The 12,966-nt window shown below is 33.7% G+C and carries 16 protein-coding genes; 5 read left to right on the forward strand and 11 right to left on the reverse strand.

The genetic code is table 11. The features are described from left to right. Positions 1-72: 72 nt before the first annotated feature. Positions 73-717 carry a glutamic-type intramembrane protease PrsW gene (gene prsW, locus MJG50_RS05495; protein WP_240253456.1) on the reverse strand — a complete coding sequence of 215 codons (645 nt, stop codon included), beginning with the start codon at positions 715-717 and terminating at the stop codon, positions 73-75. A 144-nt stretch (positions 718-861) separates the two neighbouring features. Here prsW and MJG50_RS05500 point away from each other — a divergent pair, with 144 nt between their 5' ends. Next, entirely contained in the window at positions 862-1,830 is a 969-nt protein-coding gene (locus MJG50_RS05500) for an asparaginase (protein WP_240253461.1), read from the forward strand. Positions 1,831-1,898: 68 nt separating this feature from the next. Here MJG50_RS05500 and MJG50_RS05505 read toward each other — a convergent pair whose 3' ends face one another. The 5 genes from MJG50_RS05505 to MJG50_RS05525 form a co-directional block, all read right to left on the reverse strand. After that, positions 1,899-2,864 carry a YpdA family putative bacillithiol disulfide reductase gene (locus MJG50_RS05505; protein WP_240253462.1) on the reverse strand — a complete coding sequence of 322 codons (966 nt, stop codon included), beginning with the start codon at positions 2,862-2,864 and terminating at the stop codon, positions 1,899-1,901. Between the two features lie 237 nt (positions 2,865-3,101). After that, entirely contained in the window at positions 3,102-4,382 is a 1,281-nt protein-coding gene (locus tag MJG50_RS05510) for a Glu/Leu/Phe/Val family dehydrogenase (protein WP_240253463.1), read from the reverse strand. Positions 4,383-4,633: 251 nt separating this feature from the next. Beyond that, positions 4,634-5,224 carry a genetic competence negative regulator gene (locus MJG50_RS05515; protein ID WP_240253464.1) on the reverse strand — a complete coding sequence of 197 codons (591 nt, stop codon included), beginning with the start codon at positions 5,222-5,224 and terminating at the stop codon, positions 4,634-4,636. Between the two features lie 113 nt (positions 5,225-5,337). Further along, the gene (locus MJG50_RS05520; protein WP_240253465.1) at positions 5,338-6,141 is read right to left on the reverse strand and encodes a metallophosphoesterase; all 804 of its coding nucleotides are present in this window, start codon (positions 6,139-6,141) and stop codon (positions 5,338-5,340) included. Between the two features lie 9 nt (positions 6,142-6,150). Next, complete coding sequence (locus tag MJG50_RS05525; protein ID WP_240253466.1) at positions 6,151-6,543, reverse strand: hypothetical protein; 393 nt, start codon at positions 6,541-6,543, stop codon at positions 6,151-6,153. 175 nt (positions 6,544-6,718) lie between these two features. Here MJG50_RS05525 and MJG50_RS05530 point away from each other — a divergent pair, with 175 nt between their 5' ends. Genes MJG50_RS05530 through MJG50_RS05540 form a run of 3 tightly spaced genes read left to right on the forward strand, consistent with a single transcriptional unit; the run spans position 6,719 to position 7,821 of the window. After that, entirely contained in the window at positions 6,719-6,949 is a 231-nt protein-coding gene (locus MJG50_RS05530; protein ID WP_240253467.1) for a spore coat associated protein CotJA, read from the forward strand. After that, entirely contained in the window at positions 6,946-7,206 is a 261-nt protein-coding gene (locus tag MJG50_RS05535; RefSeq protein ID WP_240253468.1) for a spore coat protein CotJB, read from the forward strand. The genes MJG50_RS05530 and MJG50_RS05535 overlap by 4 nt, the downstream gene beginning before the upstream one ends. 45 nt (positions 7,207-7,251) lie before the next feature. Beyond that, positions 7,252-7,821, forward strand: coding sequence for a manganese catalase family protein (locus tag MJG50_RS05540; protein ID WP_240253470.1), 570 nt, complete (start codon positions 7,252-7,254; stop codon positions 7,819-7,821). Between the two features lie 31 nt (positions 7,822-7,852). Here the strand turns inward: MJG50_RS05540 and MJG50_RS05545 are convergent, their stop codons facing one another. The 5 genes from MJG50_RS05545 to MJG50_RS05565 form a co-directional block, all read right to left on the reverse strand. After that, positions 7,853-8,320, reverse strand: coding sequence for a YpbF family protein (locus tag MJG50_RS05545; protein ID WP_240253472.1), 468 nt, complete (start codon positions 8,318-8,320; stop codon positions 7,853-7,855). A 101-nt stretch (positions 8,321-8,421) separates the two neighbouring features. Next, positions 8,422-9,072 (reverse strand): LysM peptidoglycan-binding domain-containing protein, encoded by a 651-nt coding sequence (locus tag MJG50_RS05550; protein WP_240253474.1) that lies wholly within the window; start codon positions 9,070-9,072, stop codon positions 8,422-8,424. Between the two features lie 30 nt (positions 9,073-9,102). Then, complete coding sequence (locus tag MJG50_RS05555; protein ID WP_240253476.1) at positions 9,103-9,678, reverse strand: CPBP family intramembrane glutamic endopeptidase; 576 nt, start codon at positions 9,676-9,678, stop codon at positions 9,103-9,105. Between the two features lie 5 nt (positions 9,679-9,683). Further along, complete coding sequence (locus tag MJG50_RS05560) at positions 9,684-11,195, reverse strand: RecQ family ATP-dependent DNA helicase (RefSeq protein WP_240253478.1); 1,512 nt, start codon at positions 11,193-11,195, stop codon at positions 9,684-9,686. Next, on the reverse strand, positions 11,182-12,288 hold the full coding sequence (locus MJG50_RS05565; RefSeq protein ID WP_240253479.1) for a YpbB family protein: 1,107 nt from the start codon (positions 12,286-12,288) through the stop codon (positions 11,182-11,184). The genes MJG50_RS05560 and MJG50_RS05565 overlap by 14 nt, the downstream gene beginning before the upstream one ends. A gap of 278 nt (positions 12,289-12,566) precedes the next feature. Here MJG50_RS05565 and MJG50_RS05570 point away from each other — a divergent pair, with 278 nt between their 5' ends. Further along, entirely contained in the window at positions 12,567-12,815 is a 249-nt protein-coding gene (locus MJG50_RS05570; RefSeq protein ID WP_240253481.1) for a ferredoxin, read from the forward strand. Positions 12,816-12,966: the final 151 nt, after the last annotated feature.

Genomic DNA, 12,966 nt, shown 5'->3' on the forward strand with positions numbered 1-12,966 from the left:
TTATTCAGAAGTTTATAATGAATAAATAGAAAAACGCCTAACATATAGTCAGGCGCATGATTCGAGATAAGATTATCTAGTATGATTGGCTAATTTGAGACGGCGCAGTCCAAACCACCATAAAAAAATCATAAATGGAACCATAAAATACATCCATTTTTCTTGGGTCATTAAAATATAGTCATATAAACCATGAAGAAAAAATGGAATCAATAGTGCAAGAAATATCCATTTTCTCCTTAATTCTAGCTTTGAAAACTTCCCCTTCCCTAAATAAAAGCCCATTATAACTCCGAATAGAGCATGGCTGGACACCGGGAGTAGCGCACGGCCTACCGCAAACTCAACACCATTTGCAAGTAAATATAAAATATTCTCTACTGTAGCAAACCCCAATGAAACAGCTGAGCCATATACAATTCCATCATATGGTTCATCAAACTCAATATGCTGAAAGACCGTATAGTATAAAATAAACCACTTAAAAAATTCTTCCAACAAACTTGTTGCAAAAAATGCTTGTAAAAAGCCTGATTTTACGATTCCTTCAACCTCTAAAATATATTGAATAAACATAATTGGAAACACAAGTATTGCACCAAATATAAAGATTCGAAAGACCATCACAAAGGGTTCTGTATCATATCTATCTTTCAAATAAAAATAACTTAATAAGGCGAGCCCTGGTGCAACTCCTGCGGCTATAACCGCCAACATATCTGTCCTCTTTTCTTCCCTCTATTAATATTTTTTTATGAGTCGCTTTTTCTTTTATCGTAACATGTTATTATTAAAATGAAAATATAAGAACAAATGAATTGGATGAATTTTCTATCTTAGAATTAGGGAGCGAAGAATACGATGAAAAAAATTCTAATAATCCATACTGGAGGAACAATCGCGATGATGGAGGATATAGATGGTACTGTTCACCCAGATAATCACAATCCTCTCCATCAATCCACAAAATTGCTTTCTTCCATCGCAAATATTGAAGTGAAGGAATTATTTCATTTACCATCGCCACATATTACAAGTAAAGAGATGCAAATACTAAAAGAGAGTATCGAATCAAGTATTATTCAAGATAAGATTGATGGCGTCGTGATTACACATGGCACTGACACACTTGAAGAAACAGCATATTTTTTAGATATAACTGTTCAATCTGATATTCCAATCGTTGTCACGGGTGCAATGCGGTCAAGTAATGAGCTTGGCGCAGATGGTCCATATAACTTAATTTCTTCTGTTAGGGTGGCTGCTTGTGATAGTGCAAAAGGCAAAGGGGTTCTAGTCGTTTTAAACGATGAAATACATACTGCGAAGAATGTTACTAAAACTCATACAAGTAATATTGCAACCTTTCAAAGTCCACAATATGGACCAATTGGAATCGTCTCGAAAAGAGGTGTTTCATTCCACCATATACCGATTGACAGAGACACATATGGTATTAAGAAAATTAAGAAAAATGTTGTTTTATTAAAGGCGTATGCTGGTATGGATGGATCAATTATTCAAGCTGTTAAAACGATGAATATTAACGGTCTAGTGATCGAAGCTCTAGGTCAAGGAAATCTTCCTCCAACGATGGTTAGTGAACTTAAAAAGTTGATTGATAGTGGTATACCTGTTGTTTTAGTATCTCGGTGTTTTAATGGTTATGTCCAAGATGTTTACAGCTATGATGGTGGTGGTCGACAACTAAAAGAACTTGGTGTCATATTCTCAAATGGGTTAAATGGCCAAAAAGCAAGGATTAAGCTCTTAGTAGCATTAGAAATTACAAATAATCATCAACAATTACAAGAAATGTTCTTAAGATAGATAGTTGACAAGTCTAGCTTATACGTTTGAAAATACATATCATACGTATAAGCTAGAAATTTATAGATTTATTCTTTGTCCGCAAGATATTCCGCAATTAAATCTCCATGGAATCTCCCGTTCTCGATGAAAATTTCGTTTGCATTATTACCCGCTGCAATGACACCTGCGATAAAAATACCACTTATATTGGATTCCATTGTATCTGGATTATAGGACGGTCTTCCCGATTCAGAATCAATTACTATATTCATTTTTTGGAGGAATGATTGGTCTGGGTGATACCCAGTCATTGCAAAAACAAAATCATTTTTAATTTTCTTTTCTTCATTATTTATCGAATACCGCACACTCTCTAATGTAATGTCTATTAATTGTGCATTAAATTCCATGGTGATTGTTCCATTCCGAACATGGGCATCAAACTCAGGTAAAATCCACGGCTTAATGCTTGGTGAATATTCTTTGCCTCGATATAATACAGTAACCCTTGCCCCCGCCTTTGTTAGTTCTAACGCTGCATCAATGCTTGAATTTTTACCACCAATTACTATTATATCTTTATCAAAATACGGATGTGCCTCTTTAAAATAGTGAGAAACCTTAGCAAGATTTTCACCTGGTATATTCATGTAATTAGGATTGTCGTAATAACCAGTTGCAATTACCACGTATTTTGAAATATATTGAGCTTTCGTCGTATTTACTTGAAAATGTCCAGTTGCCAGTTTTTGTACTTCTTGAACCTTTTCAAATGCATTCACCTTTATTTTTTTTCGTTTTACTACCTCGCGATAATAAGCCAATGCTTGATTTCTTACTGGCTTTCGATTTTCTGTGATAAAAGCGACATCACCAATCTCGAGCTTTTCACTAGAGCTGAAAAATGTTTGATGTGTTGGGTAATTATAGATGGAATTAACAATATTCCCTTTCTCTATGATAACCGGTTGGAAACCTTTATTTTGAAGTGCGATTGCCGCGGCCAAACCACAAGGTCCTCCACCGATAATAATGACTTCCTCAGTTTGCATATATTTATTCACTCCTAATTAGAAAAGCGCAAGCGCATGGTTTAGGCCCGACAAGCGAATGTTCTGATGCAAATAAGTCGCACTATGACTTTTCTTGCATCAGGTTATTTGACCTCGAGGGCCTAGGCGCTGGAGCTGGACCTTTATGTACATAAATTTTATACTTCTTTTCTTATTAAAAAAATCTCCTACCTTAAAAGGATAGGAGATTTTATTATTATATGCAAATGATATACCCTAAATCCAACCTCTGAAGCGAGAAGCTTCAGCCATTTTTCTAACCCCAACCATATATGCTGCAAGTCTCATGTCAACTCGACGATTTTGTGCAGTCTCATATATATTTTCAAATGATTTCACCATTACTTTTTCAAGTCTTTCCTCGACTTCTTCCTCAGTCCAGTAATATCCTTGATTATTTTGAACCCATTCAAAATAAGAAACAGTTACACCACCGGCACTTGCTAATACATCTGGTACTAATAAAATTCCGCGTTCAGTTAGAATTTCAGTCGCTTCCAAAGTGGTTGGACCATTCGCTGCTTCTACTACAATACTCGCACGAATATTATGGGCGTTTTCTTCAGTAATCTGATTTTCGATTGCTGCGGGAACAAGAATATCACAGTCTAACTCTAATAATTCTTTATTTGTTATTGTATTATTAAATAATTTCGTAACCGTACCAAAGCTATCACGACGGTCAAGCAAATAATCTATATCTAACCCATTAGGGTCATATAAGCCTCCATATGCATCTGAAATACCAATTACTTTTGCACCAGCATCATGCATAAATTTAGATAAAAAGCTTCCAGCATTACCAAAACCTTGAACTACGACACGTGCACCATTGAGATCAATACCTCTCTTTTTTGCAGCCTCTCTAATTACAAGTGTAACACCTTTTGCTGTAGCAGTTTCCCTTCCATGTGATCCGCCTAGTACGAGTGGCTTTCCAGTTATAAATCCAGGTGAATTAAATTCGTCAATTCTACTATATTCATCCATCATCCAGGCCATAATTTGTGAATTTGTAAATACATCCGGTGCTGGAATATCTTTTGTTGGCCCTACAATTTGACTAATCGCACGAACATAACCGCGACTTAATCGTTCAAGTTCTCGGAATGACATATCTCTTGGATCACAAATAATTCCGCCTTTACCACCACCATACGGTAAATCAACAATTCCACATTTTAAACTCATCCAAATAGAAAGCGCTTTAACTTCCTTTTCTGTAACATTTGGATGGAATCTAATTCCACCTTTTGTAGGTCCAACAGCATCATTGTGTTGTGCTCGATAACCAGTAAATATTTTAACTGAACCGTCATCCATTCTAACAGGAATCTTTACTGTCATCATTCGGATTGGCTCTTTTAGTAATTCATATACTTCTTCAGGGTACCCTAATTTTTCTAAAGCCTTATGTATTACTGTTTGTGTAGATTTCAGGACATCCAATTTATCAATATTATTTTGTGAGTTGTCCTTATTGTTTTCGGCTACCATTTGTAAACCTCCCAAGATTTTTCACTGTATTCCCAATAATAATAAAAAGGTGATACATCGAAAAAATTCCAGATACTATTATTGTCCACCTTTTCAGTCACTAGTATACACCTTCCAATTGTTTATGCAAAGATGAAAAATAAAAGAATTTGTTTTTAACATTAAATAATGAAAACGGTGCCAAAAAAATGTTTGTTTTATACAATAAATACCTATCCACTAAAGAAGAACCCCTATATAGTAGAGATCCTTCATCTTCGAATAAAATAATGATAGATATCTTTCATAGCATATTCTTGAAAAATAATCTTTCCATATTCATGAACCCTATGCTTTGTAATTGTAGCTGGATTTCCAAACTCGGCTAATATTGCAATTAAATTTTCAGTTATCAATTTTGAATCCTCTTCAATCAATAGATAAAACAAATTTTCAAATGAGTATAATCTTCCTCCTAAAATGGAGAGTTCAAATAATCTCGACGAAAGCTGGATTACATCTTCAAAAGTATGAAACTCGTAAAATATATCGTTGCTTTCATCAAGTGTAACTTGCATTTCTATATAATCATCAAGGAATTCTTCATCCTCTTCCTGTTCTGTAGAACCTTTCGTAACAATAATTACCATACCCTGTGCCTGTAATGAATACACTTCAACAGCGATAGGTCCGTCTGCTTCAAATCCAAGTTCAGAACTTGCTTCTTCAATCATATCCCGAAATAATTGATGGACTTTAAGTGAATCCGACATAAGATCTTCTCTACTCAGGCCGCGTTCAAATAAATCATCAAAAGTTAAAAATATCTTGATTTTATTATAGTTTAAGCGCTCAAGACGCATTAGGAACCCTCCCTCACCGTCACACATTGCATCCTTACTGTAGTTTATGAAAATTCAACGATATTGTTCTTAGATTTATTGATACATTCCTTTATATAGGCATTGTATATTGCTTAATGATGTAATATATCATTTTGAGATGGTCTAATCGTTATTAAATGTGTTTCAGGTTGAACACCTAGTCGCAAAGGCAGTCTTGATGTGCCATACCCGTTGCTGATGAGCATTGTTGTCTGTCCAAACTTTTCAATGCCACCTTTTTTATACATCCCTAAATTAAACAATCTTATTTGTCCACCATGTGTATGACCTGAAAGGATGAAAGATATTTGATGCTCAGGTTGAATAATTCTCTTTATTGCTGGATTATGACATATTAATATCCTAAATATGTTCTGTTCACTTGAATCGGATAGTGCAACATTTAAATTGCTCCTCCCGTATTTCAAATCATCTATACCGAGTAGCGCAAACTTTTCACCTTCTGCGGATTCAAATAATGCTGCTGTATTATCTAATATCTTAATTCCATGCTCCAGCATTAGTGAATCCAACATGTGATAATCTACCTCATAATCATTATTACCCCAAACAAAATAAGTTGGTGCAATCTTTTTTAATTGTAGAAGATTATCCTTAACCCGTTCAAATGGAACCCCTTTTTCTGTCAGGTCCCCTCCAATTACTACGATATCTGTCTTCCCTTTTACTTCTTGTACAATTTTTTCAGAAATCTTCCTTCTATGTATATCCGAGATAAAAAAAATCGATACTTCTTCAAAGCTTTTAGGAAAAGTATCAAACGATAAAGTATGTTTGCATACGTTATTTTGGTTTGCCATTCTCCACATATAATAAAGCAATGAACAGCCAATTAAAAATAATAAAATAAAAATGAATATAAAAAAGAGTATCATCTGTTCCCCCTACCCATCAATTCCAAATACAGTATCCTTTTTAAAATCTACTGATATGATACCATATATCAATGAAAAAACTAAAAGTAAAAATGTTTGCAACCATCCTAAAATAAATAAAAAAAGATAACTTATCAATACACTATAACACATTAATAATTGTGGAATTGAAACATTAAAACCCTTAAATAATTTATAAGTCCCCTCAATTATACCTTTGATTAAAATGGAGTTAGTAAGAAATCCAATCAAAAAGCAGATCATTACGATAAAAAAGAAGAATGGATTTACAATAAATTGAATAAATAAAGAGGAAAGTTTAAATGAGTGATCAATTGGAACAAATAAAATAAATAAATAACCTGAAATAAAGCCGATGATTCCATTAATTAATTTCCACACCACATTATCCTCCTCCCCTTAACAAAATATGAAAAAAGTTTGTATTTCATACAAAGTAAATGGATGGTACCATACATATTCTTAGTATAGTAGAAACATTGTCATTTTTTTGATGTATACACCATAAATTAGAATGACATCAATTTGTTATCAGACATCTAAGGGAGGTTTCAAAATGTTTACACTTAGAAAACAATGGTATCCATTTGTAGGACCATTTGATCCATGTAAGCCGATTACGTGCAAATCATACTCTACCCCACCTCAACTATATATAAACTTCCAACCCCCAAATCTACCTCAATTTTCCCCAAAAGAAGCACTATGTAAAGGTACGCTTTGGCCAATTTTTTACGATCCGTGGTATAACCCGTATGAAAAAGCTAAGAGGGAGGAGAAATTATGAAGCAATTGCCTCCTGAATATTACACGTTATTAGAGGAACTTCAGGCTGTTGATTTTGTACTTGTCGAGCTTACCTTATACTTAGACACCCATCCAAATGATTATGAGGCCATACAACAATTTAATCACTGTTCACAGCAGCGAAGGAAACTTGCAAAAGTATTCGAATCCAAATTCGGTCCATTGCTTCAATTTGGTCATAGTTATTCTAATTATCCTTGGGATTGGAAGGATGTACCTTGGCCATGGCAAGTTTAATTGTAGAAATCAAAAAATAGATTAGCAGAGGAGGAAGCTTCAAAAATGTGGATATACGAAAAAAAACTACAATATCCCGTTAAAGTAAGTACATGTAACCCAACTTTAGCAAAGTACTTGCTGGAACAATATGGGGGAGCAGATGGTGAACTTGCAGCAGCTTTGCGTTATTTGAATCAAAGATATACGATACCTAACAAGGTAATCGGGCTATTAAATGATATCGGGACGGAAGAATTAGCCCATCTGGAAATGATTGCAACAATGGTATATAAGTTAGTAAAAGACGCTACCCCAGAGCAAATAAAAGCAGCTGGCCTTGCACCACATTATGTTGATCATGACTCTGATTTATTTTTTCACAATGCGGCAGGTGCCCCTTTTACTGCTACATATTTCCAGGCCAAAGGCGATCCGATTGCAAATTTATACGAGGATATCGCTGCTGAAGAGAAGGCGCGCGCGACATACCAATGGATCATTAATATGAGTGATGACCCAGATTTGAATGATGGCTTACGTTTTCTACGAGAACGTGAGATCATACATTCAATGAGGTTCAGAGAAGCGGTTGAAATTCTGAAAGAAGAAAGAGACAAAAAGAAGTTCTTTTAATAATATATAAATAGCTGAACGGGATGTTCAGCTATTTGCTTTCATGGTACAGATTGACATCAAATTCACGCTTCATCATTTCAAACACAAACTCGCGTTCCTTCCATTGATCAGGCTGCTTCCAAAGATCTTTACTTTTATCAATAATTTCACATCGAATTGCATGGTATTTATCCTCTGCCTCGTCCTTCTTCTTATCTACAAATCGAATCCCACCATAAAGCCCCCCTATTAGTATAACTACAAAAAAGTGAAAACCATTATTCAGAAAAATACTAACAATATTACCAGCAGAGTGACTATTTGGTTTGATAATAGCAACCATTATATAGATAAGAAAACAAGTGAGTAAAAATAGAGTCAATAATTTCAAGTTAGTTGATCTTCTTTTTAGCATTTCGTATTTCCTTTTTCGTTTAAGTGAGTGTTGAAGCATATGTTTAGTCACTTCATCCGTACAATCATTAAGATCCTTAATTTGTTTCTCGATACGACCCACCCCTCTTCATAAAAGTTGTGTACTACTATTATTTAAAGTATGAGCCCGTCCATTTTTATATGTCACTCAAACGAAAAATCGAGAGTTAGCCTCTCGATTACTTAATTTCCACTTGAAATTTTTATCGGTATTCTCAATACCTGTCCTTCGTAAATTGTATCCCCATTAATATCATTCCACTGTTTAAGCAACTCTTCTCCATCCCTACTATTATAGTATTTCTTCGAAACTCTAAATAAGGTTTCATTTGCTTTTACTTTATGGTATTTTATTTCATATTCAACTTTTCGTTTTTCTTTTTTTGATTCTGGAGGAGTGCTTTTGGATACATCTACCTTTGGTTTCATTTGATTTTGATCAAGCAAATCTTCATCAAGCTGTTTATTTATATTTTCAACAGATGATTTCTCTATATCTTCGTCTTTTTTTACTCCATCGACCGGGACTACCTTTTCTTCATTTTTAGTATCCTCATCATATTGAAGGAGATCATTATTTTTTTCATAATCAAAACTCTCAAATGGTGAATTATCTTTAGGGATTGAGCTTTTCACCGTTTTATCATCATTCATATAAAAAAAGCTTAAAATAGCTATTGGCAATAATACAAAAAATAGTGCCAACAATCGTATAATCGGGTATTTGATTCGAAATTTTGTCTTTTTCTTGATATCCTTATGCACTTCACTTCTCGGTGGTAAGGATGTACGTTTTTCATGTATTTCTTCTTCTGTATGGTCCTGTTGTTCCAAAGTAAAGTCACCTCGTCCTTATGAATTTCTTCACCGGTTCTCCATCCTAATTTTTACAGCAAAAACAAAATCAATCATAAAATGTGCAAAAACAGTTATCGCCAAATTACCTGTAACCTCATAAATATATCCTAATAAAAAGCTTAAAAGAACTACCGAAATCAATAACACCCATTTATATAAATAACGTATATGTAGAAGTGCAAAAATGATACTAGCAATCATAATTCCGAAATGGGTCTGAATGACACCTCTAAATAATATCTCTTCGGCAAGAGCAATTAATAAACATAATCCAAAAATATGAGCGATCCCTCTATTTTGAAAAATACGTTCGTTAATTCCACCATCATCATACATTGATTTAGGAAGGTACTTCATTAACATAAAATCAATCATAATTACAATCACAGCTGTACTTCCGCCGACCAAAATAATATTAATATCCTTAAGGTCCCAGAGATTTAGAAACGAATCGATATTGTCAAATAGCAAATATCCTATTATAAGCGAGACAATCAATACCACTATTTGAGTAAGATATAAATGAAATAATACTTGCTTATCGGTTAATTCTTTTATAATGTCAGCTTGACGCTTCCCCATATCTTTCACTCATTTCTATGGAAAATATGATATAATTCTTGTCTCCAATTTGGCGGTTTCCAACTATCGTTATTTTCTATCTCTTTTCTGTATAGATCCCAATTAATCGTGCAGTGATCACAACATGAGCTTGGCTTATCCATCATCTCCTCATCAAAATAACGAAGCATTTCCTTACGCCTACAATTCTTTGTATGAATCCATTTCCTCATAGCCACTAATTTTTTTTGTTTATACAAATAACGTTCTTTTACTGCTTGCTCAATAATTATAAGTGCTGCCTCAATTGTAATTTCCTTATCGATTACGTTATTTAATTGTAAATAGTTCTTGATGAACCTCCATTGTGTTTCTGATAAACCTATGAAAGTAAGTAATTGTTCTTCTACAAATTTAGTTAATGTTACTGATCCTTCTAATTGTATTTGATGATTCAAATTTTCAAGTAATTGCTGAGTTTGCACCACTGTTGGTAGTTCATATTTTATCAAACTTTCGGGAATTTCATCATCGAATTCATTATAGAGTAGGATTGCTATGCTATCTTTTCCATCTCTGCCGGCACGACCTACCTCTTGCAGATAGCCTTCAACCTGACTTGGAAAATGAAAATGAATGACATAACGAATATCAGATTTGTTAATTCCCATTCCGAAGGCATTTGTACAACAAATTATCTTGATTTGATTATTAACAAATTGCTGTTGAATTAACATACGTTTTTCTTGTTCCATTCCACCGTGATAGAAGGCAACTTTATTTTGACCGTTTTCCCGTAAAAATTCAGCGATATTTTCTGCCCAGAGGCGACTCGAAAAATAAATTGCACCTGGTCCTTGTAATTGTTGGACTAGCTTCAAAAGTTCACTTTTCTTATCGTTAATTGTTTGTACATGTTTAACAACCAAAGCTATATTTTTTCGATCAACTGAGTAAATATGCATTTTCGTATTTTCAAGAAGGAGGCTTTTCTCGATATCTATAAGGACCTCTTTCGTAGCTGTTGCTGTTAATGCTAGGCAAGGCGGATTACCAAATTTCTTCCTAAATTGACCAAGTTGTGAATAATCGGGCCTGAAATCATGCCCCCATTGTGAAATACAATGGGCTTCGTCAACTACAAATAATGAAATTGAAATTGACTTTAGACCTTCATAGACACGTTTTGACTGAAGAATTTCGGGTGAAACAAATATATATTTATATGTATGAAGCTTGGCTAAAACTTCTCTTTTATCAAAATAGGGAAGGAAACTATTTAAAGCAATGACACTTTTTTCTCCCATTTTTTTCAGCTGTATGACTTGATCCTCCATCAACGCTATAAGTGGAGAAATAATGAGAACACTTCCCTCATTCACATATGCTGGAAGTTGATAGCATAACGACTTTCCACCACCAGTCGGTAACATTGCAATTACATCATGTTTTGATATAACATCCGAAATGATTTCTTCCTGCCCCTCACGAAATGAAGGATAATTAAATTTCTCTTGTAGAATCTTATTTAGATTCATGTACTACACCACATTTCGCTAAAACAAGTCTTATTTCAAAATACGTAATTCCGTCCCCCACCGATTCTTTTAATAATCTAAGTTGTTTCGTATCTATCTGTTGTAAGCTTGTTATAATTTTAAGTTCATGCTTTTTTGATACATACGGCTTTATTGAAAAGTTTGGTACATTATAAGTAATCTCAACTACATGATCTTCAATTGTATTTTTTTTAAGTTTACGAATACTGGCAATTTCCTCAATAGTCTTTCCTTGTAATAGAAAATGATAAGTTTTTCTAGTGGAGGATGTTAAGGTTAACATGTCGTTATGAGTCACAACTAAAAGAGAAAGGATGGAGAAATCCAATGTATTTTCTTCAATATAGGCTAGAATAGAATGAAGTGAATTGATAAAAAGCAAATGAAACCATGTTTCATCCTCACCATAAAAAGCACTTACCTGTTCTATTGTATAGCCAATTTTATTAGAACTCGTTAACCTCATAACAAATATACTTGCCTCTAGTTCAGTAACTTGTTCCAGACAAAGTAGACATTCGTTATACAGTTTTATTGCTAAATCAGCACGATTTAATTTTTGAGTTGCTAAAAAATGCTTCACCCATTCCAATAACTCTTCATCTTGTTGAATAGTAACATAATCTTTATTTGTATAAACTAAATTTGATAATACTTGAGTTAATAAAGATAGTCTCTTCCAAAATAAACTAGATTTATCGAAATATTTCCATCCGTTTAATTCCTTAGGTAAGGGCTTTTGGTCTAATATATCTGCCAGAATGTTTTCACCTTTGTTCGTTAGAGAATACTTATATGAATTTGGGTCAATTTCATAAATAAATGTATTCTTTAACAGAAAATCAGCACTCTCTTCAACTTGTTCTCTTGTAAGATGATTCAATGTACCAAATAAATGAGCGAGCTGATAAAGTTGTCCATCAGAAATTGTTTGTGATGATTTTTTTCCTACAAGTAAATGAAAGGCTCCAAAAATTGAACGTTCCCCGTTCAATTTTTGTAAACAATAGAGGATAATTAATGATCGATAATTCATGTCCACTTCATCACCCTTCACCTTTTCATTCGACAAATAAAAAGGAATTTGTCGAAGTAGTAACTCATTTCTATTCTAACAAATATTACAATAAAATGGTGATGTTTTCGTATGAAAGTAGTTTGCTTATCATTGTTTTATAAAACCCTTATATGATAAGCATTCTCACTGTATATTTCTATTGAAATGTTTGTCAAACAGTTTTACAATAGGAATGAGGAATTCGTTTCCATCTTACCGACATCAGTGGGATGAGGGACTTATACAAGATTATATATAAATAAAGGTAATGATATTTGGGAGGTAATTTATTCATGGCAAAGTATACGATTGTAGACAAAGAAACATGTATTGCTTGTGGAGCATGCGGAGCCGCAGCACCAGATATTTATGATTATGACGATGAAGGAATCGCATTCGTAACATTAGATGATAACCAAGGAATCATTGAAATTCCTGATGTATTAGAAGAAGATATGATGGATGCTTTCGAAGGCTGTCCAACAGATTCCATTAAAGTAGCTGATGAACCATTTGACGGTGATGCACTTAAATTTGAATAGAACGATACATTCATTGTCTAAAGCCCTTTTTAAAGGGCTTTTTTCTTTGTAAAAAAATATTTTTCATTAAACCGCTTACATCCCAAAAATGAGCTTATAACGCATTGACATGCAATTCTTATTATGTTAAATTATCAGAAATTTAAGAGTT

Origin of the sequence: Fredinandcohnia quinoae (assembly GCF_022427965.1) — a bacterium.
Classification (GTDB): domain Bacteria; phylum Bacillota; class Bacilli; order Bacillales; family Bacillaceae_L; genus Ferdinandcohnia; species Ferdinandcohnia quinoae.